Raw genomic sequence first — 23,884 nt, forward strand, 5'->3', positions numbered from 1 at the left:
GTTTCGAAGGGGCTTGGCGATCTTCACTCGTCACAGTGAACGTCTCTTCGATTCCCTTCGCGCGAGCCGCAATCCGACCAGGCTCGCATCCATGTACGACCTCGAGACGCGCAAGCGCACTCTGGCGCTCGTCGCCGAGGGACACAGCCTCAACTCCGTCAGCAAGCAGACGGGTGTCTCCCGCGCCGCTCTACGCGCCTGGGGCAAGCGACTTGAACCGCTCCCCCGCGTCGGCGCGCAGACCGCGCCTTGCCCCAGGTGCCGACCGACTCCAGGGCTGCCCGACGACGCGATCGCGTACTCCTACCTGCTCGGGCTCTACTTGGGCGACGGCTGCATCAGCGATCACCCCCGGGGCGGCCACTACTTACGCATCGCCTGCGCGGACGCCTGGCCCGGACTGATCGAGCAGTGCCGCGAGGCGATCAAGGCCGTACGCCCCGAGGGGAGCGCCTACGTCCTGCAGAAGCAAGGGTGCGTGATGGTCACCAGCTACGGGCGACACTGGACGTGCCTCTTCCCCCAGCACGGCCCGGGCAAGAAGCACGAGCGGCGCATCGCGCTCGAACCCTGGCAGCAGGGGATTGTCGACGCGCACCCATGGGCGTTCATCCGGGGGCTCATCCACTCCGACGGATGCCGGATCACCAACTGGACCACCCGCATCGTCGGCGGTGAGCGCAAGCGGTACGAGTACCCCCGCTACTTCTTCACCAACTCGTCCGCCGACATCATCGGGCTCCTCACCGCCGCCCTCGACCGCGTCGGTGTCGAGTGGAAGGCCACCAACCAGTCGCGCACCGCGCAGAACATCTCCGTCGCCCGCAAGGCCTCCGTCGCTCTCATGGACCTGCACGTCGGCGCGAAGCACTGATCAGTGCGGCGTTCCCAGGTAGGGGAAGTGCGGCAGCAGGTCGGTGTGGGGGCCGATGTGGTCCGAGACGACCCTGCCGTTGGAGATCATGTCCAGACGGGCCGATGTGACGTCGTCGGTCAGCGTGCGGCCGTTGGGGTAGGAGGCGGGGCGCCCGCGGTCGTAGTGCAGGACGTCCGGGAGGACGGTACGCAGGGCCTCCTCCGCGTCGCCCGGGGTGTAGCCGCCGGTGTGGGCGAGGGCGGCCTTCCAGGGTTCGAGGTAGGTCGCCCAGTCGTCGGCCGGTTCCCCTTCGTTGTAGGCGTCCTTGGCCTCTTCCGCGTTGAGGTACGCGGTGAGGGAGGGGTGGGCTCCGCGGTCGACGGACTTCAGTTCGCCGTCCACGTGGAGGCTGACGCGGGCCCAGACACCGATCTTCGGGTTGTCGCCGAGTTCGGCGTCGGGCATTTCGAGGGCGATGCCGAAGACGTTCTTGTCGGCGCCCCAGTCGGTGCCGGTCCAGGTGAAGTCGGCGACGATGCCGTCGAGGTCGGCGAAGAAGGGGTCGCTGCGCAGTCCGGCGGAGACCTTGTAGCCGTCGGCTTCGGTGACGGACAGTTCACGGCCGAAGGAGACGGGGACGTCGGTGAAGAGCGGGGTGCCGGCTGCTTCGTGGGCGCGGGCCTCGGTGCCGGTGGCGCGGTGGAGGGTGAGGGTCTGCTCGCCGTCCTCCGCGGGGTCGGAGAAGGTGAAGCTGAAGGCGATGTCGGCCTGGTTGTCGCCGTCGGTGTCGACGTTGATGCGGTAGACCGCGTCGGGGTGGAACGCGGTGCCGCCGGTGGGTGCGATCGGGTTGACGTTCATGATGAGCGCGGTGCGCCCGCCGGGGACGGTGAAGGCGAAGAGGTCGGTCAGGTCCAGGCGGGCGTCGTCCATCGGGGAGCGCAGGTGGGGGCCGCTGAGGTGGTGTGACATGGCGTCACCTTCGCGGTAGGACCGGGGGGTCGGGGCGCGACGGGGCCGCCGTGGTCACTCCTTCGGGCTGTCGTCCTCGCCGATGTGGTGGACACGGACGAGGTTGGTGGAGCCGGGGAGGCCGGGCGGGGAGCCGGCGGTGATGACGACGACGTCGCCCTTCCGGCAGCGGCCGATCCGGAGGAGTTCTTCGTCGACCTGGGCGACCATGGCGTCGGTGGAGTCGACGTGCGGGCCGAGGAAGGTCTCGACGCCCCAGGTGAGGTTGAGCTGGGAGCGGGTGGCCGGGTCGGGTGTGAAGGCAAGCAGGGGGATGGGCGAGCGGTAGCGGGAGAGGCGTTTGACGGTGTCGCCGGACTGGGTGAAGGCGACGAGGAGTTTGGCGCCGAGGAAGTCGCCCATTTCGGCGGCGGCGCGGGCGACGGCTCCGCCCTGTGTACGGGGTTTGTTCCGGTCGGTGAGTGGTGGGAGGCCCTTGGCGAGGACGTCCTCCTCTGCGGCCTCGACGATTCGGCCCATGGTGCGGACGGTTTCGATGGGGTATTTGCCGACGCTGGTCTCGCCGGAGAGCATGACGGCGTCGGTGCCGTCGATGACGGCGTTGGCGACGTCGCTTGCCTCGGCGCGTGTGGGTCGGGAGTTGTCGATCATGGAGTCGAGCATCTGGGTGGCTACGATGACCGGTTTGGCGTTGCGTTTGGCGAGCTTGATGGCGCGCTTCTGGACGATCGGGACCTGTTCGAGGGGCATCTCGACGCCGAGGTCGCCGCGGGCGACCATGATGCCGTCGAAGGCGGCGACGATGTCGTCGATGTTCGTGACGGCCTGGGGCTTCTCGATCTTGGCGATGACCGGGAGGCGGCGGCCCTCTTCGTCCATGATGCGGTGGACGTCGTCGATGTCGCGGCCGCTGCGGACGAAGGAGAGGGCGATGATGTCGGCGCCGGTGCGCAGTGCCCAGCGGAGGTCGTCGATGTCTTTCTCGGAGAGGGCGGGGACGGAGACGGCGACTCCGGGCAGGTTGAGGCCCTTGTTGTCGGAGACCATGCCGCCTTCGACGACGCGGGTGTGGACGCGGGGTCCGTCGACGGAGGTGACTTCGAGGGTGACGCGTCCGTCGTCGACGAGGATGCGCTCGCCGGTGGTGACGTCGGTGGCGAGGCCGTCGTAGGTGGTGCCGCAGATGTGGCGGTCGCCTTCGACGGGTTCGACGGTGATGGTGAAGTCGTCGCCTCGTTCGAGGAGTACGGGGCCTTCGCGGAAGCGGCCGAGCCGGATCTTCGGGCCTTGAAGGTCGGCGAGGACGCCGATGCTGCGGCCGGTCTCGTCGGAGGCTTTGCGTACGCGCTGGTAGCGCTCTTCGTGTTCGGCGTAGCTGCCGTGGCTGAGGTTGAATCGGGCGACGTCCATTCCCGCTTCGACCAGTGCCTTGATCTGGTCGTATGTGTCGGTGGCGGGGCCCAGGGTGCAAACGATCTTTGCTCGGCGCATGGTTCGAGCCTAGGGCTTACCGGTGGGTAGAGAAGTGGCCGGGCATGTCTGTTCAACAACCTTTGAGTGAAGGGTTATTGACAAGTGTTTAAGTGTGCGCATCCCTGCTCCGATGAGCACGCATCAGGAGTTGATCACAGTGCGAGATCGGAGCCTCGGGTGACGGAGTCGCACCGCCGAGGAGGGCCGGGACACGAGGGGCTCGTACCGGACCGGGGGGCCTCACAGCACCGGCGGCCGCACTGTGAATCGGGCCGTCACCTCGGCGGTGACCGTCTGACGCTGTGGCTCGAGGTCCAGGGGTGGGGCGGTGTCGACGGACTCCGCTGCGAACGCCATCCTCATGCCGCCCACCGGCGCGGGCGGCGGGATCAGGCCCGTGTCCGACAGTTCGAGCAGGGCGGAGAGGGTGGTTCCGAGGGCGGCCGCGTACTCGCGGGCCCGCTGGACCGCCTCCCCCACCGCCTGTGTGCGCGCCTGGCGGTACGAGGGCGAGTCGGGGCGTAGTGCCCACCACGGGCCGTCGACGCCGGTCATCTCCAGGTCGGCGAGACGGCTCGTCAGCTCCCCCAGTGCCGTGAAGTCGTTGAGTTCCGCGGTGATGTGGACTCGGCCGTGGTAGGCCCGGACCCGCTCGGCGCGGCCGTGTCGGCCCAGCTCCGGAGCGATCGAGAACGCTCCCGTCTCGACCTTCTCGACTGCCTGCCCGTAGGACTTGACGAGCTCGAGCGCCTGGGAGTTGCGGCGGGTCAGATCCGCGAGCGCCGCGCCGCGGTCCGTCCCGCGCGCGCCGACCGTCACGCCGATGCGCGCGATCTCGGGGTCGACCTCCAGCCGTGCCTCACCGCGTACGGTGATCTGGGGGGCCTCGGGGGTGGGGTGTTCACTCGTCACGGCGGTCTCCCTCGTACGAACGGTGCGAACTACGCGAACCGCTGCTGCGGTCCCGAACACTTTCCCACTCCGTAACCCGATACCTCTGTTGTCGACGTGACGGGTGGGCCAGAATCTACGCGCGTTGTGCGCCACTGGACCAAGGAGAACACATGCCGCTGAACCGTCGGACGTTCCTGGAGAGCTCCGTCGCCGTCGGAGCCGGAGCCGCCCTCACCACGGGGGTCGCCGCCGCGCCGGCGCAGGCCCACGGACCTCACACCAGGCCGGCCAAGCGGTACTCCTTCACCGTGATGGGCACGACCGATCTGCACGGGAACGTCTTCAACTGGGACTACTTCACCGACAAGGAGTTCGACGACAAGGCGCACAACGATGTCGGTCTGGCGAAGATCTCCACCCTCGTCGAACAGGTGCGCAAGGCGAAGGGGAAGCGCAACACGCTTCTCATCGACGCCGGTGACACCATCCAGGGCACCCAGCTGTCGTACTACTACGCCAAGGTCGACCCGATCACGGCCCGCCGCGGTCCCGTGCACCCCATGGCGCAGGCGATGAACGCCATCGGCTACGACGCCGCCGCCCTCGGCAACCATGAGTTCAACTACGGCATCCCGGTGCTGCGGAAGTTCGAGGAGCAGTGCGACTTCCCGCTGCTCGGTGCCAACGCGCTGGACGCGAAGACGCTGCGGCCGGCGTTCCCGCCGTACAGCATGCACCGGCTGCGCACCCCGCACGGCCGGGACGTGAAGGTCGCGGTGCTCGGTCTGACCAACCCCGGGATCGCGATCTGGGACAAGGCCAACGTCAGCGGGAAGATGGTCTTCCCGGGTCTGGAGGAGCAGGCGGCGAAGTGGGTGCCGAGGCTGCGCTCGATGGGTGCGGACGTGGTGGTCGTGTCGGCGCACAGCGGTTCCAGTGGTACGTCCTCGTACGGTGACCAGCTGCCGTACGTCGAGAACGCGGCTGGTCTCGTCGCCGAGCAGGTCCCCGGGATCGACGCGATCCTCGTGGGGCACGCGCACACCGAGATCCCGGAGTACCGGGTGAAGAACAAGGAGACCGGCAAGGACGTCGTGCTGTCCGAGCCGCTGAAGTGGGGGCAGCGCCTCACCCTCTTCGACTTCGAGCTCGTGTGGCAGAAGGGCCGCTGGGTCGTCGAGAAGGTCGGCGCCCAGGTCCTGAACTCCAACACGGTGGAGGAGGACGCGAAGATCGTCGGGCTGCTCTCGGACGAGCACAAGAAGGTCGTCGCGTACGTCAACCAGATCATCGGCACCTCCACCGCGACCATGGCCACGGCCGAGGCGCCGTGGAAGGACGAGCCGATCATCGACCTGATCAACCACGTCCAGGCCGAGACGGTGAAGGCGGCGTTGGCCGGCGGCGAGTACGCGGCCCTGCCGGTCCTCTCGCAGGCGTCCTGCTTCTCCCGTACGGCGGCGATCCCGGCGGGTCAGGTCACGATCAGGGACGCGGCCGGCCTCTATGTCTTCGAGAACACCCTGGAGGCCCGTCTTCTGACGGGTGCCCAGATCAAGGACTATCTGGAGTTCTCGGCGCGGTACTACGTGCGGACGCCGGCGGGGGCGCCTGTGGACACCGCGAAGCTGACGAACGCGGACGGTACTCCGGACTACAACTACGACGCCGTGTACGGGGTGACGTACGAGATCGACATCGCCGAGCCGGCCGGCTCGCGGATCGTGAACCTGTCCTTCGGCGGCGAGCCGATCGACCCGGCCGCGCAGTTCGTGTTGGCCGTGAACAACTACCGTGCCAGCGGTGGTGGCGCGTTCCCGCACGTCGCGAACGCCAAGCAGTTGTGGGCCGACTCGGACGAGATCCGCAACACGATCATCCAGTGGGTGAAGGCGAAGGGTTCGATCGACCCGGGCCAGTTCGCTTCGGTGGACTGGAAGCTGACCCGGGGTGGTGTGCCCGTGTTCTGAGCCGGGCGGTTCAGCTCTGTGTGAGAGGCGTCAGCGCCTGGCCCTGGGCCGGGACGCGTGGCGCCTCTCGCCGTTCCAGGCCGAAGCTGGTGAAGGCGGTGCGGCGCGGCAGCGGGTACGGCTCCTTGCCGGTGAGCGAGTTGAGGATGGTGGCGCTGCGCCAGGCGGCGAGCCCGAGGTCGGGGGCGCCGACGCCGTGGGTGTGCTTCTCGGCGTTCTGCACATAGACGGAGCCGGTGACGGAATCGTCGAGGACGAGCCGGAACTCGCCGTCGATCCTGGCCCGGCCGGCGGAGTCGTGGCGTGTGTACGGGTCGAGTCCGGCGAGCATCCGGCCGAGCGGGCGCTCCCGGTAGCCGGTGGCGAGGACGACGGCGTCGGTGGTGAGTCGGGAGCGGGTGCCTTCCTGCGTGTGTTCCAGGTGCAGTTCCACCTTGGTGGTGGCGACCCGTCCGGCGGTGCGGACCTGGACGCCGGGGGTGAGGACGGCGTCCGGCCAGCCGCCGTGCAGGGTGCGCCGGTAGAGCTCCTCGTGGATGGCGGCGATGGTGTCCGCGTCGATGCCCTTGTGCAACTGCCATTGGCGGGGGACGAGTTCGTTGCGGACGGGCTCGGGCAGGGAGTGGAAATAGCGGGTGTAGTCGGGGGTGAAGTGCTCCAGGCCGAGCTTGGAGTACTCCATCGGCGCGAAGGCCTCCGTCCGCGCCAGCCAGTGGATCTTCTCGGCCCCCGCGGGCCTGGTCTTGAGCAGGTCGAGGAAGATCTCGGCCCCGGACTGGCCGGAGCCGATGACGGTGACGTGTTCGGCGGCGAGGAGCCGTTCGCGGTGGTCGAGGTATTCGGCGGAGTGGATGACGGGGACGTTCGGGGCGGCGGCGAGCGGCTTCAGGGGCTCGGGGACGTACGGCTCGGTGCCGACGCCGAGGACGACGTTCCGGGTGTACGCGCGCCCCAGCGCCTCGGCCTCGCCCTCGGCGTCGAGCTGGGTGAAGTCGACCTCGAACAGGGAGCGTTCGGGGTTCCAGCGGACGGAGTCGACCTGGTGGCCGAAGTGCAGGCCGGGGAGCCGGGTGCTGACCCAGCGGCAGTAGGCGTCGTACTCGGCGCGCTGGATGTGGAACTTCTCCGCGAAGTAAAAGGGGAAGAGCCGTTCGCGGGTGCGCAGGTAGTTGAGGAAGGACCAGGGACTGGCGGGGTCGGCGAGGGTCACCAGGTCGGCGAGGAAGGGGACTTGGAGGGTGGCGCCCTCGATGAGGAGGCCGGGGTGCCAGTGGAAGGCCGGGCTCTGCTCGAAGAAGGTGGCCGCGAGGCTTCCGGGGACGCCGTCGGCGAGCGCGGCGAGGGAGAGGTTGAAGGGTCCGATGCCGATGCCCACCAGATCGTGGGGCTGATCGAGGTCTCGCTGGGGGGTGCTGGCCGTCATCGGTCGGTGCTGCCTTCCGTCAGGGCTTCTACGAGGGCGAGGACCTCTTCGAGGTCGCCGGGGGTGGCGTGGGGGTTGAGCAGGGTGGCCTTGAGCCAGAGCCGGCCGTCCTCGTGGGCCCGGCCGAGGACCGCGCGGCCCTCGGCGAGAAGGGTGCGGCGGATCGCGGCGACGGTGGTGTCGTCGGCGTTCGTGGGCCGGAACAGGACGGTCGTCAGCGTCGGACGCTCGTAGAGCTCCAGGGCGGGGGCCTTCTCGACGAGGTCTGCCAGGTGCTGGGCGAGCGCGCAGACCCGGTCGACGAGCGCACCGAGTCCGGAGCGGCCGAGGGCGCGCAGCGTGACGGCGATCTTGAGGATGTCGGGGCGGCGGGTGGTGCGCACGGAGCGGCCGAGGAGGTCGGGGAGACCGGCCTCGGTGTCGTCGTCGGCGTTGAGGTAGTCGGCCGTATGGGAGAGGGCGGCGAGGTCGGTCGTGTCACGGACGGCGAGGAGTCCGGCGGCGACCGGCTGCCAGCCGAGTTTGTGCAGGTCGAGTGTGACGGAGCGGGCGTGGTCGAGGCCGGCGAGGAGGGGTCGGTGGGTGTCGCTGAAGAGGGCGGCTCCGCCGTAGGCCGCGTCGACGTGGAGTTCGGCGTGGTGGGCCTCGCAGAGCGTGGCGATCTCGGGGAGCGGGTCGATGCGGCCGGTGTCGGTGGTGCCCGCGGTGGCGGCGACGAGGAGGGGGCCGGGGAGGTCGGTGAGTGCCTCGTCGAGGGCGACGGGGTCGAGGGTGCCGTTGGGGGTGGGCACGGTCACCGGCTCGGGGAGGCCGAGCAGCCAGGCGGCGCGGCGGAAGGAGTGGTGGGCGTTGGCTCCGACGACGACCTGGAGGGGGTGGCCGGGGCCGTGGCGCTCGCGGGCGAGGAGGAGGGCGAGCTGGTTGGACTCGGTGCCGCCGGTGGTGACGAGGGCGTCGGGGTGGGGCGCAGTGGGGTACGCGGCCTTGGCGAGAGCCTGGGTGACCAGCTCTTCCAGGGCGGAGGCGGCGGGTGCCTGGTCCCAGGAGTCCATGGAGGGGTTGAGCGCGGACGCGGCGAGGTCGGAGGCGGCGGCGAGCGCGAGGGGCGGGGTGTGGAGGTGGGCGGCGCAGAGCGGGTGTGCGGGGTCGGCGGCGCCTTCCGCCAGGGCGCGGACCAGGGTGTGGAGGGTGGTGGCGGGGTCGGTGCCGACCTCCGGGAGTGCCTCCCCCAGTGCGTCCCGTACCCGGGCGGCGACCGCGTCCGGTCCACCGGCCGGGATCGGCCCGCCGCGCGCGTGGGCGCCTTCGCGCAGGGCGTCGAGGACGGTGTCCAGGAGGGGGCGCATGGCGTCGGCGCCGGTCTCGCCTCCGGCGAGGGGTGGGGGTGAGGCACGCATGGGCACGAGCCTGTCGGGGGTTCTGGGGGTTTGTCCGTTGGGCAGGATCATGTAACCCGAACGAGGGACAGGGCCTGGACAAGGCCCTGTCCCTCGTGGTGGGCGTTCGGGGGCGGCCGGCTGGTGGGGTGTGCCTGGCGTCCCTCGGACCTGCGGGACGATCGCCCCCGCCCGAGTCAGGCGGTGCGGACCCGCAGCGCTCGGCGGAGGTCGTCGAGTTGGTCCACCAGTTTGCGGTGGAGTGCCGGGGTCAGGGCTTCGTCCGTGAGGTGGTGGTCGCCCAGGGACAGGGACTCCTGGTCGATCGCGTACATCGGGAAGGCGTAGCGGCCCGCCGCCTCGGCCATCGCGGGGCCGCGGCGGGCGCCGAGGGCGGTGGCGGCCGGGTAGAAGCGGGGCACGTACTCCCGTACCAGGTCGCCCTGTTCGGGCTGCCAGAACCCCTGGGCGGTCGCCGTGAAGAGGTAGTTGGACAGGTCGTCCGAGTCGAAGAGGCGGGACCAGGCGGCCGCCTTCGCCTCCGCGTTCGGCAGTGCGGCGCGACAGCGGGCCGCGCCCTCCTGGCCGGTGGCGCTGGGGTCGCGCTCCAGCTCCGTGTCGATCGCGGTCTCGTCGATCGCGCCGAGGACGGCGAGCCGGGCGAGGATGCGCCAGCGCAGTTCCGGGTCGATCTCGGGGCCGCCGGGGACGGTTCCGTCGGCGAGCCAGGCGGCGATGGCGTCGGGCTGGGTCGCGCCGCTGATGAACGTACGGACGGCTGTGAGCCGAAGTCCGGGGTTCTCGCCGTCCTCGGTGCGGCGGAGGAGGTCGCGGGCGAGGCCGGTGAGCAGGGTCAGCGCGGCGGGGCGCTCTTCGACGGAGACGTAGCGGTCGGCGATCTGGGTACGGGCGAAGGCGAGGACGCCCTGCACGATGGCGAGGTCGGTCTCCTCGGGGAGGTGGGCCAGGGCCGTCTCCAGGTAGGCCGAGGGCTCCAGTTCGCCGTCGCGGACCATGTCGCGCAGGGTGTTCCAGACGATCGCGCGGGTGAGGGCGTCCGGGATGCCGGAGAGGGTCCGCAGGGCGGTCTCCAGCGAGGCCTCGTCCAGGCGTACCTTGGCGTAGGTGAGGTCGCCCTCGTTGAGGACGACGAGCGCGGGGCGCGGGCCGGGGAGGTCGAGGGGCTCCGTCTGAGGGACGTCCACTTCGACGCGCTCGCGCGGGACGAGCCGCTTGGCCTCGACCAGGTCGCGGTCGTAGACGCCGACGGTGATGCGGTGCGGGCGGCTGCCGTCGTGGCGCACGGTGAGGGTGGTGCGGGTCTCGTCGCCGCCGAGTTCGGGGGTGAGGGTGTCGACGCCGGTGGTGCGCAGCCACTGCTCGGCCCAGCCGTGGACGTCGCGGTCGGTGGCGGAGGCGAGGTTGTCGATGAAGTCGGCGAGGGTGGCGTTGCCGAACCGGTGGCGCTTGAAGTGGGTGTTGATGCCGGTGAGGAAGTCCTTCTCCCCCATCCAGGCGACGAGCTGGCGCAGCGCGGAGGCGCCCTTGGCGTAGGAGATGCCGTCGAAGTTGAGCAGCGCGGAGGCGGTGTCGGGGACGGCGTCCGGGTCGGGGGCGACGGGGTGGGTGGAGGGGCGCTGGTCGGCGTCGTAGCCCCATGCCTTGCGCTCGATGCCGAAGTCGATCCAGGTGTCGGGGAAGCGCTCGGAGCACGCCTCGTTGACGGTCTGGTAGCCCATGTACTCGGCGAAGGACTCGTTCAGCCAGATGTCGTCCCACCAGCGCAGGGTGACCAGGTCGCCGAACCACATGTGGGCCATCTCGTGGGCGATGACCATGGCGCGGGTCTGGCGCTCGGTGACGGTGACGGCGGAGCGGTAGACGAACTCGTCGCGGAAGGTGACGAGGCCGGGGTTCTCCATGGCGCCGGCGTTGAACTCGGGGACGAAGGCCTGGTCGTACGAGTCGAAGGGGTAGGGCTCCTCGAACTTCTCGTGGAAGCGGTCGAAGAGGGCCTTGGTGATGTCGAGGATCTCGTCGGCGTCGGCGTCGAGGAAGGGGGCGAGGGAGCGGCGGCAGTGGATGCCGAAGGGCAGTCCGGCGTGCTCGGTGCGGACGGAGTGCCAGGGGCCGGCGGCGACGCAGACGAAGTACGTGGAGAGGAGCGGGGTGGTCGCTGCCTTCCAGCGGCCGTCGGCCTGCTGCTCGGTGATGCCGTTGGCGAGGACGGTCCAGCCCTCGGGGGCCTTGACGCTCACGTCGAAGACGGCCTTGAGGTCGGGCTGGTCGAAGGCGGCGAAGACGCGTTGGACGTCCTCCATGAAGAGCTGGGTGTAGACGTACGACTCGCCGTCGGTGGGGTCCGTGAAGCGGTGCATTCCCTCGCCGGTGCGGGAGTACCGCATCTGCGCCTCGATGCGCAGCTCGTGCTCCCCGGCGGCGAGGGCGGCGAGCGGGAGGCGGTTCTCGACGAGCGTCGCGGGGTCGAGGGCGGTGCCGTCGAGCGTGGCGGAGCGGAGGGTGACGGGCTTCAGCTCGACGAAGGTGTCCCCGGCGGTGCGGGTGGTGAACCGGATGAGGGTGGTCGATTCGAAGGTCTCGTCGCCGGTGGTGAGGTCGAGGTCGACCGTGTAGTGCTGGACGTCGAGGAGCTGGGCACGGGTCTGCGCTTCGTCGCGCGTCAGTACGGACATGGGCCCATGCTGCCCGATGGGGTGGTCGAGGGGCACGGGGGTTCCGCTGACAGCTCAGCGGACCACGGGGTTGCGCCGAGGGGTCGGCGGACGGGGGCGGGAGCGCCCGGCCGGGGCCGACAGACCTCCGGACCCCCTACGCGAGGCCGGTTCCGTTCACATGGGCGAAGGCCGCCGTGATGCCGGGGCGGTCGTAGCCCGCGGGGCCTTTGGCGCCGGAGGAGAGCAGGGCGTGCAGGAGGAGGCGGGCCTTGGCCGGGTCGAGGGGACCGGCGGGGACGAGGCCGTGGTGCAGGAGGTCGTGCTCGGAGCCGGGTCCGCGGTAGGTACGGGAGAGGGTGGTGCCGGCGCCCGTGCGGGAGGCGAGGACGACGGGGATGCGGGTGGCGAGGTCGGCGAGGGGCTCGACGAGCCAGGAGGGGACGTGCCCCGCGCCGAAGGCGGCCACGACGAGGCCGTCGAAGCGGGAGTCGACGGCCTCCAGGAGTTCGCCGCGGTCACCGACGGTGAGGGTGATCAGGGCGACCCGTACCGCCGGATCGAGACTGAGGGGGTGGATCGCGCTGGTGCCGGTCGGGCGCAGGAGGATGCGCGGCTCGCCCTCGACGACCGCGCCGAGCGGGCCCGCGCCCGGGGAGGCGAAGGTGGTGACGGACGTGGTGTGGGTCTTGCGGGCGAGGCGGGCGGCGTGGATCTCGTCGGCCAGGACCACGAGGACGCCGAGATCCCGGCAGCCGGGGTCGGCGGCGACGGCGAGGGCGGCGGCCAGGTTGGCCGGGCCGTCGGCGCCGGGCAGGTCGGGGCGGCGCATCGCGCCGGTGACGACGATCGGTTCGCTGGTGACGCAGAGCAGGTCGAGGAGGAAGGCGGTCTCCTCCAGGGTGTCGGTGCCCTGGACGACGACGACGCCCGAGCCGGCCGCGACGGCCCCCCGTACCTCGTGCGCGACGGCGGCGAGGTCCTCGAAGGACAGGGAGGAACTGGGCAGCCGGCGGACGTCGCGGAGTTCCACGTCGATGTCGGGGGCGCCGAGTCCGGCCAGGACCTCCGCCCCTGTCAGGCGTGAGGCGTCGCCGCCGCGCGCGGAGATCGTTCCGCCCAGGGTGAAGACAGTGACGCGGCTCACCGGCCCGCTCCGTTCATCAGCGTGCTCCGTCCGCGATCGTCTCGTGGTGGCGGATGACCTCCGCGATGATGAAGTTCAGCAGCTTCTCCGCGAACGCCGGGTCCAGTTTCGCGCTCTCGGCCAGTTCGCGCAGCCGGGCGATCTGGCTGGCCTCGCGGGCCGGGTCGGCGGGCGGCAGCTGGTGCTTCGCCTTGAGGACGCCTACCTGCTGCGTGCATTTGAAGCGCTCGGCGAGCATGTGGACGACCGCCGCGTCGATGTTGTCGATGCTTTCGCGCAGCCGGGTCAGTTCCGCCGTGACGGACTCGTCGATCTCACTCATGAGCAGCGAGCTTAGACGGATCGGGTGGCGATCGTCGGAGGGTGTTCGGGATCCGGGATCTGGTTGCTCCAGCCGCCCGGGACGGTGCGCCCCTGCTGTTCCCGGAATCGGATGGGGGCGGTGCCGACCCTGCGGGTGAAGAGCCGGGAGAAGTAGGCCGGGTCGTCGTAGCCGACGCGGCGGGCGACGGCGGCGACGGGCAGTTCCGTGGCGGCGAGGAGCTCCTTGGCGCGTCCGAGGCGTATGGAGAGCAGGTAGTCCTTGGGGCTGCAGCCGGCGGTGCGCCGCACGGCGGTGCGCAGCTCGGCGGGGGTCATGCCGTGCCGGGCGGCGTGTTCGGCGACGGACAGCGGCTGGAAGGCGTCGCGGGCGAGGGCGGTGAGGATGGGGTCCCCGTCGGCGTTGGTGTCGGCGCGGGCGCGGCGCAGGGCGACGAGGAGTTCGTGGACGGCTGCCCCGGTCTCGACCTCGAGGAGAGGGTTTCCGCGGCGGGCGGCCCGGGCGATGCGGCCGATGGCGGCGCGCGGGGCGGCCGCGTCGGAGAGGGGCACGACGGGCCGGTCCGGTTCGATGTAGCCGAGCTCGGTGTAGGTGGTGGTGGCGGGGCCGCCGAAGTCGACGAAGGACTCGTCCCAGCCGGTCTCCGGGTCGGCGGAGTAGTGGTGCGGTACGCCGGGGGTGAGCCAGATCAGGGCGGGCGCCGTCACGGTGGTGCGCCGGCCGTCCGGGCCCCGGTACCAGCCGCTGCCGGCGCTGACCACGACGGCCACATGGTGGTCGAGTGTGCGAGGGCCGACGGTGGGCAGGGCGCCGTGCTGCAGTCCGACGCCGAAGCAGACGAGCCCGAGGCGGTGGTGGATCGGGCTGGGCGTGAAGTAGCGCATCCAGGTGTGGTACATCCGCCGTGCCTGCCTTTCTTCCGTCCAAACAGCGACGATCTTTGTCCATGGACCCGTCCGCCGCCAGAGGGCGAGGGTGAGGCCATGAGCACGTTCGCTGTGGGTGACGAGGACTTTCTTCTGGACGGGCGGCCCGTGCGGCTGCTGTCGGGGGCGTTGCACTACTTCCGGGTGCACGAGGACCAGTGGGGCCATCGTCTGGGGATGCTCCGTGCGATGGGACTCACCTGCGTGGAGACCTACGTCCCGTGGAACCTGTACGAGCCGGAGCGCGGCCGGTACGGGGACGTGGCCGCGCTGGGCCGCTTCCTGGACGCGGTGGCGGCCGCCGGGATGTGGGCGATCGTGCGCCCGGGGCCGTACATCTGCGCCGAGTGGGAGAACGGCGGGCTGCCGCACTGGCTGACGGGGCGGCTGGGGCGGCGGGTGCGGACGGACGACGCGGAGTATCTGGCTGATGTGGAGCGGTGGTTCCGGACGCTGCTGCCGCAGGTCGTGGAGCGGCAGATCGACCGCGGCGGCCCGGTGATCATGGTCCAGGTGGAGAACGAGTACGGGAGTTACGGCTCCGACCAGGGGTATCTGCGCAAGGTCGCGGACCTGCTGGTGGAGTGCGGGGTGGGGGTGCCGCTGTTCACGTCGGACGGGCCCGAGGACCACATGCTGACGGGTGGTTCGGTGCCCGGGATCCTGGCGACGGCGAACTTCGGCTCGGAGGCACGGGAGGCGTTCGCCGTGCTGCGGCGGCATCAGCCGTCGGGGCCGCTGATGTGCATGGAGTTCTGGTGCGGCTGGTTCGACCACTGGGGCACGGAGCACTCCGTGCGGGACGCGGCGGACGCGGCGGCCACGCTGCGGGAGATCCTGGAGTGCGGGGCGTCGGTGAACGTCTACATGGCGCACGGCGGGACGAACTTCGCGGGCTGGGCGGGCGCGAACCGGGCCGGTGAGCTGCACGAGGGCGAGCTGCGGCCGACGGTGACCTCGTACGACTACGACGCGCCGGTCGACGAGGCGGGGCTGCCGACGGAGAAGTACTGGCTGTTCCGCGAGGTGCTCGGGGAGTTCGCGGACGGCCCGCTGCCGGAGGTGCCGGAGCCGCCGCGCCGGATCGCGGGGCCGGCGGACGCCTCCTTGACGGAGTGGGCGCCGCTCGCCGAGGTCCTCGAGGTGCTCGGCGACGAGGAGTCGGAGACACCGCTGCCGCCGACGTTCGAGGAGCTGGGCGTGGACCGGGGCCTGGTGCGCTACCGGCTGGAGGTCCCCGGCCCGCGGCAGCCGTACCCGCTCTCCGTGACCGGGCTGCGCGACCGCGCGGTGGTGTACGTGGACGGGGTGCAAGCCGGGGTGCTGACCTCGGAGGACGCGGTGCTCGCCGAGCCGGTGGCGGGGCCCGCGGTGGTGGAGCTGTGGGTGGAGTCGCTGGGCCGGGTCAACTACGGGCCGCGGCAGGCCGAGCCGAAGGGGATCACGGGCGGGGTCCGGCACGAGCGGCAGTACGTGCACGGGGTACGGGCCCGGGGGCTGCGTCTTGACGCCTTCGAGGCGGGGGCGGTGGCGAAGGTGCCGCTGCGGCCTGTGGCCGGGGACACCGGGCCGGGGCTGTACCGGGCGGTGGTGGATGTGTCCGGGCCGGGTGACGCGGCGCTGTCGCTGCCGGGCGGCACGCGCGGCTTCGTCTGGGTGAACGGTTTCTGCCTGGGCCGGTACTGGTCCGCGGGCCCGCAGGAGTCGCTGTTCGTGCCGGGCCCGGTGCTGCGGGAGGGCGGCAACGAGGTGTGGGTGCTCGAACTGGAGGGCGGGGCGGGGAGCGTGCGGCTCGGATGAGAGACGAGCCTGTACGGGGGCGGTGGCCCCGTCCCCGTACGGGCTCGCGGTCGCGGGGCGGTGGCCCCGCGGCCGTACACGCTCAGGTCGTGCTAGAGGCTCGCGGCCGCGGACTTGATCTGGGCGGCGAAGGTCGAGACCTCGGTGTACACGCCGGGGTAGTTCGGGCGTGCGCAGCCCTGGCCCCAGCTGACGATGCCGACCTGGACCCAGGCACCGGCGTTGTCACGGCGGAACATCGGGCCGCCGGAGTCACCCTGGCAGGTGTCGACGCCGCCCTGGGCGAAGCCGGCGCAGATCTCCTCGGCGGGGACGAGGTCGCTGCCGTAGGAGGCCTGGCAGGACGCGTCCGAGACGAACGGCACGGTCGCCTTGAGCAGGTAGCGCTGCTGGGCCCCGCCCTCACGGGCGGCGCCCCAGCCGGCCACCGTGAAGGTGCCGCTGTTGTACGCGGTGGTCTCGGCGATCTTCAGGGTGGGCAGCGAGGTGATCGGGGTGGCGAGCTTGATCAGCGCCCAGTCCTTGCCCTTGCCGTTGTAGCCGGGGGCCTGCAGGACCTTGGTGGACCGGACCTTGATGGCGCTGCTGCTCCGGAGGTCCACGACTCCGGCGGTGGCGGTGATGCTGGTGTTGTTGCCGGAGCCGCTCACACAGTGGGCGGCGGTGAGGACGACCTGCGGGGTGATCAGCGAGCCGCCACAGCCCATGGAGAGCCTGACCATCCAGGGGAACTCGCCCTGGGCGGCACGGGTTCCGCCGACGACCGGGGCGGGAGCGGCGGAGGAGGTGGAGGGCTGGAGGCTGACGGCGGCGAGCACGACGGCGCCGACCGCGGCGATTCTCTGAAGAGCGCGGACGAACCTGTTCTTCTTCAAGTGTCTGCCTTTCATGGGGGGTTGAGCCTTGATGGCATGTGCCCGTCAAGGCTTGGTCCGGATTATGAACAAAGGCTCACCGGGGCCACAAGGACACGTTTTCGGCCAGCGGACGGTGCCGTGCCGCGCCCGTACAGTGAAGGAAAGGGGGTGCGACGTGCCGAACGGCAACGAAGTCGTCCATGGGTTCCCGCACCTCGACGAGGTGCGGGCCTCGATCACCGCGATGTACCGCAGGCTGTCCGCGGACGGGGTCCGGCGGTACGCGACGAGCGTGCCGGCGGCGGACGTGGCCTTCGATGACGAGGAGGACCTCCACCTCGGGGCCCAGCGGGTCGCGAAGTCCCTCGTCCACCACCTGGAGCTCCCCGAGGCACGCATGATCGTGAGCTTCCGCCCGATGACGCACGCGGCGAGCGTGGAACTGGCGGCGGGACCCGAGTACTTCGTCGAGCTGAACGACCGCTTCCGGCAGCACCGCAGGGACGTGGGAGCCGCACTGGCCCACGAAATCACCCATGTACTCCTGCACCGCCTCGACCTCGGGTTCCCCGACACCCGGAAGAACGAGATCCTCACGGATGTGGTGACTACGTACCTGGGGGCCGGATGGCTGCTCCTGGACGCGTTCCGGGAGGACGGGGTGTCCAGCCAGAAGCTCGGGTACCTGACGCCGGAGGAGTTCGGGTACGTGCTGGCGAAGCGCGCCGAGGCGTTCGGGGAGGACCCCTCGCCGTGGTTCACCAGCCCGCGCGCGTACGAGGCGTGGAACCGGGGGCGGGAGGAGGCCGCGCGGGACAACCGCCGGCCCCCGCTGGCGGCGGCGGGATGGGCGGCGCGCCACCGCTACGCGAAGGACCGCCGCTACGGCCGGGCGCCGGCGGGCGCTCCCTACGCCTTCGAGGGCACGGGAGCCTCGGCCCGGGTCGCGTTCCCGTGCCCGGTGTGCCGGCAGCGACTGCGCGTCCCGGCGGGCCGCAGGGTCAAGGCGCGGTGCGGGGTGTGCGGTGCGGTCCTGGAGTGCGAGACATAGGGCCCCGGCCTCGATCCGTCGGACACCCCTATTCGTTTGCGCCGTTCGTGTCCGGCGGGTGAAGGTCGACGGATGAGCACGCTGTTCGACGCGATTCACGAGGGGGACGACGCCGTCGTGCGCGCCCTCCGGGCCGGAATGTCCCCCGAGGCCGACGACGAGGGCGAGACCCCGCTGTACCGGGCGGCCGTGGCGAACGAGGCCGGGATCGTACGGCTTCTGCTGGCGGCGGGCGCCGATCCCGCGCGGGGCAGCGGCGAGGAGGCGGGGGACCTTCCGCTGTGCGGCGCCGCCTGCGGCGGGCACACCGAGGTGGTGCGGGCGCTGCTGGCCGGCGGGGCGCGGGCGGACCAGGCGGAGGCGTTCGGGTTCACGCCCCTGGACTGGGCCGTGCGGCTCGGGCACGTGGAGACGGTGCGGGTGCTTCTGGAGCACGGCGCCGACCCCGGCCGGCCCGGACCCGACGGGCTTCCGCCGCTGGTCGCGGCGGCGCGGAGGGGCTCGACCGGGAGCGTACGGGCCCTGCTCGACCACGGTGCCGGGCCGGTCGAGGACGCTCTGCGCGAGGCGCGACGCTGGATCGGTGTCGACATCGCGGAGGAGTTGCGGCGCGGGCTGCTCGGGACGAGCGGGGGCGACGGGTCCGGGGAGACCGTGGTGCGCCGTGTGTACGAGGACGGCGGGGTGACCGTCGTCGTCGACCTGCTGCGCGCGAACGGCGCCCCGGGCAGCGGCAACGAGCAGCAGACCGGCCACGCGGCGATCGCCACGCTCCTGGAGCGCGTGCTGGGGGTCCGCGCGCCGTACGAGGAGCTCGCGGGGCGGGCGCTGCGGTGCGGGGACCCGGACCTCGACGACTGGACCGAGACGGTCCGTGCCCTGGCCGACCGCGGCGACGAGGACACCTTCGCGGCATGCGTCGCGTGGTGCGCGAGCGAGGAGCCCCTGCGGCGGGCCCTGGGCGCGCGCGTCCTGGGCGGCCTCGACGGCTTCACGGCGCGGGCGATGCCGGTGCTGCGCCACCTGGCGGCGGAGACGGCGAGGGATGCCGCGAGGGAGCCCGCGCTCTCCGTGGTCGTCGCGCTCGGGCAGTACGGGGACCCGGTCGCGGTGCCCGAGATGACGGCGTTCGCCTCGCATCCCGACATCGAGGTGCGGCGGGCCCTCGGGTGCGCGCTCACCGGGCCCGTACCCGCGGGGGACACGGCGGCGGTGGCGCGACTGGTCGCGCTGAGCCGCGATCACGACCACGGGGTGCGGGACTGGGCGACCCTGGCGCTCGCGGAGGTGCCCGAGGACACGCCCGTACTGCGGGAGGCGCTCGCGGCCCGGCTGGAGGACTCGGATCCTGACGTCGTCGCCGAGGCGGCGCGTGGGCTGGCGATCCGACAGGATCCGCGTGCCGTCGAGGCGTTGGCGTGGATCCTGGCGGAGGGGAGTCCGGGCGGCACCGCCCGGGACACGGCCCTCGCCGCCGTCGAGTACATCGAGGACCCTCGGGTCAGGAACCGGCTGGAGTGGACGAGCCCCCGCTGCCGCTGATCACGGCAGCACGGGCGGGACGGGCCGAACACCCCGATCCGCCGGGGAATCGCAGGGCGGGCTTCTCCTCGCGTTCACCGACGGGACATCGGGACCCCCCGTAATGCAGGAGTTGTATGGACAACAGTTGTTCATGCATCTTGGCCTCGCTCCCCTTCCCCCATGGAGTACGCGTGACCTCCGCTGCCCGCACCGCCGCCTTCGTCGGCGCCCTCGGCCTGACCGCCCTGACGTCGACACCGAGGGCGTCTGGCTGGACGTGGTGGAGGCCGCGGCCGTGCGCCGGGGCCGCGGCCTGGACGCCGGGCACCGTACGGCGGTGACGGGACGCTCGGTGGAGGACACGGCGGCCATGCTCCAGGAGTACCTGGACGCGCCGGCGGCGGAGCTCGCGGCCGAGTTGGGCGCGGACTTCGCCGCGCGGCTCGCGGTGGCCGCGGCGCCCCGGCCGGGCGCGCTGCGGCTGCTGGCCGCGCTGCGCGCCCGCCGGGTGCCGACGGCGCTGGTGTCGGCATCGCCGCGGGCGGTCGTCGCCCAGGTCGCCGGCACCCTGGACGGGCACCGCTTCGACGCGCTGTTCGGCGCCGAGGACACCGTACGGACGAAGCCGGAGCCCGATCCCTATCTGGCGGCGGCGGTGGCGCTCGGCGCCGAACCGGCGCGGTGCGTGGCCGTCGAGGACAGTCCGACGGGAGTCGCCTCGGCGGTGGCCGCGGGCTGCCGGGTGCTCGCCGTGCCGTCGACGGAGCCGCTGGAGGACTTCGCCGGCACCGAAGGCGTCACGCTGGCGGGCTCGTTGACCGAGGTGGATCCCGAGTTGTTGATCTCCCTGGTCCGGTGAGCACGGGGCATGACAGGGTGGGCCTGTGAGTGAGGCACGGGGCAGGACGCCGCTGTATCTGAAGGTCGCCGCCGATCTGCGGACCGCCATCACCGCGGGCGAGTACGGGTCGGGGGCGAAGCTGCCCGCCGAGGACGAACTGGCCCGCCGTTACGGTGTGTCGAGGGGCACGGTCCGCCAGGCGCTCGCCGCGCTGAGGACCGACGGGCTGATCACCTCGCGGCGCGGTTCGCGCCGGGTGGTGCTCGGCGGGCCCCGGCTGCACAGCTTCGGCGAGCTGCGCTCGTTCACGCGCTGGGCGCGCTCGCTCGGGGAGGAGCCCGGGGGGCGGATCGTGGCCGTCGACCGGGTGCCCGCGGACGCGGAGGAGGCCGAGAGGCTGCGCGTCGAGGAGGGATCGCCGGTCTACCGGGTACGGCGGCTGCGGACGCTCGCGGGCACGCCGGTGATGGTGGAGCGTACGACGTATCCGGAGCGGATCGGGGAGCTGGTGGCCCGGATGCCGCTGGACACCGTCTCCCACTCGGAGCAACTGGAGCTGCACGGCGTGCTGTTCGCCGACGCCCGGCACACCATCGACCTGGTGCCCGCCGACGCCGACGACGCGGAGCTGCTCGGCTGCCGGGCCGGGGAGTCGCTGCTGCGGGAGCGACGGCACTCCACCGACCCGGCGGGCGCGCCGGTGGAGTGGTCGCAGGACCGCTATCTGCCGGGGACCGTGGCGTTCACGATGCAGAGTTCGACGGGGACGAGCGCGCTGGGCCGTCGGCTCGGTTCGTGAGCGCTCAGCCCGTGAGGAGCAGCCCGGCCAGCAGGGGCCTGAAGTGGGCGAAGCCGGGCGTCGGCAGGTCCGGGTCCTTCGCCTGTTCGTCCCAGCGGCGTACGGCGACGGCGACGGCGTCGGCCGCCCCCGGATGCGCCTCGAAGGCGCGTAGCTGCGCCTCGGTCATCGGGCCGCCCTTGGACGGCGAGGGTGTGCACGGACGCCTCGGAGAGCAGGTCGACGTAGGCCGGCTCGACGGCGCAGAGGTAGCGCTTGGCGGCGACGTGCAGCCGTACGGGCTCGGTGACTTCGGGGCCGAACCACTGGCCGAGCCAGTCGGCGCCGGTGTGGCTGTGCCGGTTGTCGGTGCCGTGCTCCATCAGGTCGCGGCCGGTGACCGCCCCCTGGAAGTGGCCGACGTCGTGCAGGAGAGCGGCGGCGATCAGGTGCGGCGGGGCGCCGGCCGCCTCGGCGAGGGCGCCGGCCTGGAGCATGTGCTCGGCCTGGAGCATGTGCTCGGCCTGGGTGACGGCCTCGCCGAAGTACTCGGCGCTGCCTTCGCCTTCGAAGAGCCCGGCGAGGGTGTCGAGGGGGTTCACTTCGCGCTCTCCTCCCGGCGCAGTACGGCGAGGGTGGAGGCGAGGCCGTCGATGTCGGCGTAGGCGCCCTGGAGGTGGCGGGCGCCGGATTCGGCGAAGGCCGTCCGGGCGTGCAGCAGCCGGGTGTTGTCGAAGATCAGGCAGTCGCCGGGCGTGAGCCGGAAGTCGAGCTGGAGTTCGGGGCGGAGCAGCAGGTCGCCGAAGCGCCGGTAGGCGGCGTAGAACAACTTCCGTTCGAGTGCGAGCCTCGCAGCCGGGAGTGGCCGCGGGGTTACGGCAGGGTGGACGGCGTCGCCACCTCGCCCCGCCACGGCGAACGGGGAGAACCGCTTCGGCGGGTCGAGGGAGCCGCTTCCGCCCGCTCCGTGGAGTCCGGGCCGTCGGGCATGCGTACCGCCGCCGCGGGGCGAGCCACGCCCGGACGCCGTGTCAGGAACCTTCCGTCTCCTGGTCGATCACGATGTCCAGTTCCGCGAGGAAGGCCGTCGCCGCGGGGGTGAGGGTGGCGCGGTTCCAGATGAGGTGCTCGGTCCGGGCCGGCGCGTCCCGGACCGGGATCGTGACCACGCCCGTGAGGTGCGGGGTGTAGGCCGAGGGAAGGAGGGCGATGCCGAGGTTCTGGTGGATGAGCCGCGTCGTGAACCCGGCGTCGGTCACCTCGAAGGCGACCTCGCGGTGGACTCCGGCCGCGGCGAACGCCTGGTCGGACTGGAGGCGTCCGGCCGTTCCCGCCGGCTTGTCCACGAACACCTCGGAGGAGAGCCGGGCGAGGTCGACCTCGGTCTCCCCTGCGAGCGGATGGCCGGGGGCGACCACGGCGACCAGCCGGTCGTGGGCCAGCACCCTGGAGCCGACCCCTCCGGGCCGGGCCGTCGGGGACAGGCCGAGGAAGGCGATCTCGAGCGTGCCTTCCTTGACCAGCTCGACGAGGAGCTCGCTGGCGCCGACGTGCAGACGGATGCGGACCTGCGGGTAGAGCCGGCGAAAGGCGTGCAGTGCGGCCGGAATGTCGAAGGCCGCAACGGTGGGGATCACGCCGATGGCGAGCCGACCGCGGATCTCGCCGACGGCCGCGGCGACCTCGGAGGCGGCGCGCTCGGCGGCGTTGACGGCCTGCCTGGCCGCCGGCAGGAACGCCTCACCGGCCGGCGTCAACCGCACGCGGCGGCTGGTGCGGTCGAAGAGCCGGGCGCCCAGCTCCCGTTCCAGCCGGGCGACCTGATGGCTGAGGGCGGACTGGACCACGAGGCACCGCTCGGCGGCGCGGGTGAAGCTGCTCGTCTCCGCGACGGCGATGACGTACCGCATCTGCTGAAGCTCCATGGATCCATCGTGAATCACGATGGATCCCGTGACAAACATGCATTGGACTCATTGATCATGGGCGCCGAAGCTGGATCGCGTGAAGAACCTGGTGACGTCATCGAGCCCGGCAGGTCTTGCCGACACTGCCCTGACCGCCTCCGCGCCCATCGTCTGGGGGACCACCTTCGTGGTCACCACCGAACTCCTGCCCCCGGGCCACCCGTTGTTCGCGGGACTCCTCCGCGCCCTGCCCGCGGGCCTGATCGCGTTGGCTGTCACGCGCACGCTGCCCCGCGGGGCGTGGTGGCCGAGGGCCGCCGCGCTGGGTGTGCTCAACATCGGCGCGCTCTTCCCCCTGTTGTTCGTCGCCGCCGAACGGCTGCCCGGAGGTGTGGCCGCCCCGCTGAGTGCCGCGCAGCCTTTGATCGTCGCGGTCCTGGCCGTGGCCGTGCTGCGCCAGCCCCCGTCGGCCCGGAGCTTCGTGTGGGGGATCGCCGGTGTCGTGGGCGTCGGTCTGGTGGTGGTCGGCCCTGACGCGGGATTCGACGCGGTCGGGATTCTGGCGGGTCTCGGCGGCGCCGGTTCGATGGCACTCGGGGTGACGCTCACCAAGCGCTGGGGACGCCCGGACGGCGTCGGCCCGACGGCGTTCGCGGGCTGGCAACTCGCCGCGGGCGGCCTGTTCCTGGTGCCGGTGACGTTCCTGTTCGAGGGCGCGCCGCCCGCCGTCGACACGAGCGCCGTCCTCGGCTATCTCTGGCTCGGCCTGGTCGGCGGCCTGCTCTCGTACGTCCTGTGGGTCCGTGGCGTGACCACCCTGCCGGTCACGTCCGTCGCCGTCCTCGTCCTGCTGTCGCCGATCGTGGCCGCCCTGCTGGGAGCGCTGCTGCTCGGCCAGTCACTCGGCCCGGTCCAGCTGGTCGGCTTCGCCCTCGCCCTCGCCGCGATCGCCGCGGGCCAGATCGCCCCGAAGCCCTCGGGCTCCTGAGGTGAGGAGCCCGAGGGCTTCGGGGGCGCCCGCTTCGGAATGCCGCCGCTCCCCGCGCGGACGGCCGACGTCACGCTGCCGCCGCTCCCCGCCCGGGTCGCCGACGT

General features: G+C 71.9%; 21 protein-coding genes. 8 read left to right on the forward strand and 13 right to left on the reverse strand.

What is annotated here, in order from left to right; genetic code table 11:
• Positions 1-91 precede the first annotated feature (91 nt).
• Entirely contained in the window at positions 92-874 is a 783-nt protein-coding gene (locus tag ACZ561_RS28735; protein WP_471000170.1) for a transcriptional regulator, read from the forward strand.
• Here the strand turns inward: ACZ561_RS28735 and ACZ561_RS28740 are convergent, their stop codons facing one another.
• From ACZ561_RS28740 to ACZ561_RS28750, 3 genes are all read right to left on the reverse strand, one after another.
• A complete protein-coding gene (locus tag ACZ561_RS28740) occupies positions 875-1,828 on the reverse strand; it encodes a DUF4331 family protein (RefSeq protein WP_471000172.1) in 954 nt (317 codons plus the stop codon).
• A gap of 54 nt (positions 1,829-1,882) precedes the next feature.
• Positions 1,883-3,319 carry a pyruvate kinase gene (gene pyk, locus ACZ561_RS28745; RefSeq protein WP_471000174.1) on the reverse strand — a complete coding sequence of 479 codons (1,437 nt, stop codon included), beginning with the start codon at positions 3,317-3,319 and terminating at the stop codon, positions 1,883-1,885.
• Between the two features lie 222 nt (positions 3,320-3,541).
• The gene (locus ACZ561_RS28750; protein ID WP_471000176.1) at positions 3,542-4,213 is read right to left on the reverse strand and encodes an SIMPL domain-containing protein; all 672 of its coding nucleotides are present in this window, start codon (positions 4,211-4,213) and stop codon (positions 3,542-3,544) included.
• 152 nt (positions 4,214-4,365) lie between these two features.
• On the opposite strand from ACZ561_RS28750, the gene ACZ561_RS28755 reads away from it, so the two are divergent.
• A complete protein-coding gene (locus tag ACZ561_RS28755; RefSeq protein WP_471000178.1) occupies positions 4,366-6,165 on the forward strand; it encodes a bifunctional metallophosphatase/5'-nucleotidase in 1,800 nt (599 codons plus the stop codon).
• A gap of 10 nt (positions 6,166-6,175) precedes the next feature.
• Here the strand turns inward: ACZ561_RS28755 and ACZ561_RS28760 are convergent, their stop codons facing one another.
• From ACZ561_RS28760 to ACZ561_RS28785, 6 genes are all read right to left on the reverse strand, one after another.
• A complete protein-coding gene (locus ACZ561_RS28760; RefSeq protein ID WP_471000180.1) occupies positions 6,176-7,588 on the reverse strand; it encodes a lysine N(6)-hydroxylase/L-ornithine N(5)-oxygenase family protein in 1,413 nt (470 codons plus the stop codon).
• Positions 7,585-8,985 carry a pyridoxal phosphate-dependent decarboxylase family protein gene (locus tag ACZ561_RS28765; protein ID WP_471000182.1) on the reverse strand — a complete coding sequence of 467 codons (1,401 nt, stop codon included), beginning with the start codon at positions 8,983-8,985 and terminating at the stop codon, positions 7,585-7,587. Before ACZ561_RS28765 ends, ACZ561_RS28760 begins: the two co-directional genes overlap by 4 nt.
• 176 nt (positions 8,986-9,161) lie before the next feature.
• Positions 9,162-11,657, reverse strand: a complete 2,496-nt coding sequence (gene pepN / locus ACZ561_RS28770; protein WP_471000184.1) for an aminopeptidase N — start codon at positions 11,655-11,657, stop codon at positions 9,162-9,164.
• A gap of 136 nt (positions 11,658-11,793) precedes the next feature.
• Entirely contained in the window at positions 11,794-12,783 is a 990-nt protein-coding gene (locus tag ACZ561_RS28775; RefSeq protein ID WP_471000186.1) for an asparaginase, read from the reverse strand.
• A 16-nt stretch (positions 12,784-12,799) separates the two neighbouring features.
• A complete protein-coding gene (locus ACZ561_RS28780; protein WP_329121787.1) occupies positions 12,800-13,105 on the reverse strand; it encodes a chorismate mutase in 306 nt (101 codons plus the stop codon).
• Between the two features lie 11 nt (positions 13,106-13,116).
• Positions 13,117-14,004, reverse strand: coding sequence for a helix-turn-helix transcriptional regulator (locus tag ACZ561_RS28785; RefSeq protein ID WP_471000189.1), 888 nt, complete (start codon positions 14,002-14,004; stop codon positions 13,117-13,119).
• Between the two features lie 84 nt (positions 14,005-14,088).
• On the opposite strand from ACZ561_RS28785, the gene ACZ561_RS28790 reads away from it, so the two are divergent.
• Positions 14,089-15,831: a beta-galactosidase gene (locus tag ACZ561_RS28790; RefSeq protein WP_471000191.1), complete on the forward strand. Its 1,743-nt coding sequence runs from the start codon at positions 14,089-14,091 to the stop codon at positions 15,829-15,831.
• A 92-nt stretch (positions 15,832-15,923) separates the two neighbouring features.
• Here ACZ561_RS28790 and ACZ561_RS28795 read toward each other — a convergent pair whose 3' ends face one another.
• The gene (locus tag ACZ561_RS28795; RefSeq protein WP_376442104.1) at positions 15,924-16,721 is read right to left on the reverse strand and encodes a S1 family peptidase; all 798 of its coding nucleotides are present in this window, start codon (positions 16,719-16,721) and stop codon (positions 15,924-15,926) included.
• A 142-nt stretch (positions 16,722-16,863) separates the two neighbouring features.
• On the opposite strand from ACZ561_RS28795, the gene ACZ561_RS28800 reads away from it, so the two are divergent.
• The 4 genes from ACZ561_RS28800 (at position 16,864) to ACZ561_RS28815 (ending at position 20,903) form a co-directional block, all read left to right on the forward strand.
• Positions 16,864-17,739: a hypothetical protein gene (locus ACZ561_RS28800; protein WP_471000194.1), complete on the forward strand. Its 876-nt coding sequence runs from the start codon at positions 16,864-16,866 to the stop codon at positions 17,737-17,739.
• Between the two features lie 72 nt (positions 17,740-17,811).
• Positions 17,812-19,281, forward strand: coding sequence for an ankyrin repeat domain-containing protein (locus ACZ561_RS28805; RefSeq protein ID WP_471000197.1), 1,470 nt, complete (start codon positions 17,812-17,814; stop codon positions 19,279-19,281).
• A gap of 133 nt (positions 19,282-19,414) precedes the next feature.
• Entirely contained in the window at positions 19,415-20,122 is a 708-nt protein-coding gene (locus ACZ561_RS28810) for an HAD family hydrolase (protein ID WP_471000409.1), read from the forward strand.
• A 25-nt stretch (positions 20,123-20,147) separates the two neighbouring features.
• The gene (locus ACZ561_RS28815) at positions 20,148-20,903 is read left to right on the forward strand and encodes a GntR family transcriptional regulator (RefSeq protein ID WP_471000200.1); all 756 of its coding nucleotides are present in this window, start codon (positions 20,148-20,150) and stop codon (positions 20,901-20,903) included.
• Here ACZ561_RS28815 and ACZ561_RS28820 read toward each other — a convergent pair.
• The 3 genes from ACZ561_RS28820 to ACZ561_RS28830 all read right to left on the reverse strand — a co-directional run bounded on the left by ACZ561_RS28820 (position 20,825) and on the right by ACZ561_RS28830 (position 22,807).
• Positions 20,825-21,484: an HD domain-containing protein gene (locus ACZ561_RS28820; RefSeq protein WP_471000203.1), complete on the reverse strand. Its 660-nt coding sequence runs from the start codon at positions 21,482-21,484 to the stop codon at positions 20,825-20,827. The two genes, ACZ561_RS28815 and ACZ561_RS28820, sit on opposite strands and share 79 nt — an antisense overlap.
• Complete coding sequence (locus ACZ561_RS28825) at positions 21,481-21,795, reverse strand: TauD/TfdA family dioxygenase (RefSeq protein WP_471000206.1); 315 nt, start codon at positions 21,793-21,795, stop codon at positions 21,481-21,483. Before ACZ561_RS28825 ends, ACZ561_RS28820 begins: the two co-directional genes overlap by 4 nt.
• Before the next feature lie 118 nt (positions 21,796-21,913).
• Positions 21,914-22,807: a LysR family transcriptional regulator gene (locus ACZ561_RS28830; protein WP_471000208.1), complete on the reverse strand. Its 894-nt coding sequence runs from the start codon at positions 22,805-22,807 to the stop codon at positions 21,914-21,916.
• Between the two features lie 79 nt (positions 22,808-22,886).
• Between ACZ561_RS28830 and ACZ561_RS28835 the strand changes: the two genes are divergently transcribed.
• Positions 22,887-23,777, forward strand: a complete 891-nt coding sequence (locus ACZ561_RS28835; protein WP_471000211.1) for an EamA family transporter — start codon at positions 22,887-22,889, stop codon at positions 23,775-23,777.
• The last annotated feature ends 107 nt before the right edge of the window (positions 23,778-23,884 follow it).

This window comes from Streptomyces sp. NPDC039609, from assembly GCF_055596705.1.

Coding starts and splice junctions, on each gene's coding strand:
- ACZ561_RS28735 (WP_471000170.1), top strand. CDS start 92: ATGTACGACCTCGAGACGCGCAAGCGCACTCTGGCGCTCGTCGCCGAG.
- ACZ561_RS28740 (WP_471000172.1), bottom strand. CDS start 1,828: ATGTCACACCACCTCAGCGGCCCCCACCTGCGCTCCCCGATGGACGAC.
- pyk (WP_471000174.1), bottom strand. CDS start 3,319: ATGCGCCGAGCAAAGATCGTTTGCACCCTGGGCCCCGCCACCGACACA.
- ACZ561_RS28755 (WP_471000178.1), top strand. CDS start 4,366: ATGCCGCTGAACCGTCGGACGTTCCTGGAGAGCTCCGTCGCCGTCGGA.
- ACZ561_RS28760 (WP_471000180.1), bottom strand. CDS start 7,588: ATGACGGCCAGCACCCCCCAGCGAGACCTCGATCAGCCCCACGATCTG.
- ACZ561_RS28765 (WP_471000182.1), bottom strand. CDS start 8,985: ATGCGTGCCTCACCCCCACCCCTCGCCGGAGGCGAGACCGGCGCCGAC.
- pepN (WP_471000184.1), bottom strand. CDS start 11,657: ATGTCCGTACTGACGCGCGACGAAGCGCAGACCCGTGCCCAGCTCCTC.
- ACZ561_RS28780 (WP_329121787.1), bottom strand. CDS start 13,105: ATGAGTGAGATCGACGAGTCCGTCACGGCGGAACTGACCCGGCTGCGC.
- ACZ561_RS28785 (WP_471000189.1), bottom strand. CDS start 14,004: ATGTACCACACCTGGATGCGCTACTTCACGCCCAGCCCGATCCACCAC.
- ACZ561_RS28790 (WP_471000191.1), top strand. CDS start 14,089: ATGAGCACGTTCGCTGTGGGTGACGAGGACTTTCTTCTGGACGGGCGG.
- ACZ561_RS28795 (WP_376442104.1), bottom strand. CDS start 16,721: ATGAAAGGCAGACACTTGAAGAAGAACAGGTTCGTCCGCGCTCTTCAG.
- ACZ561_RS28805 (WP_471000197.1), top strand. CDS start 17,812: ATGAGCACGCTGTTCGACGCGATTCACGAGGGGGACGACGCCGTCGTG.
- ACZ561_RS28810 (WP_471000409.1), top strand. CDS start 19,415: ATGCATCTTGGCCTCGCTCCCCTTCCCCCATGGAGTACGCGTGACCTC.
- ACZ561_RS28830 (WP_471000208.1), bottom strand. CDS start 22,807: ATGGAGCTTCAGCAGATGCGGTACGTCATCGCCGTCGCGGAGACGAGC.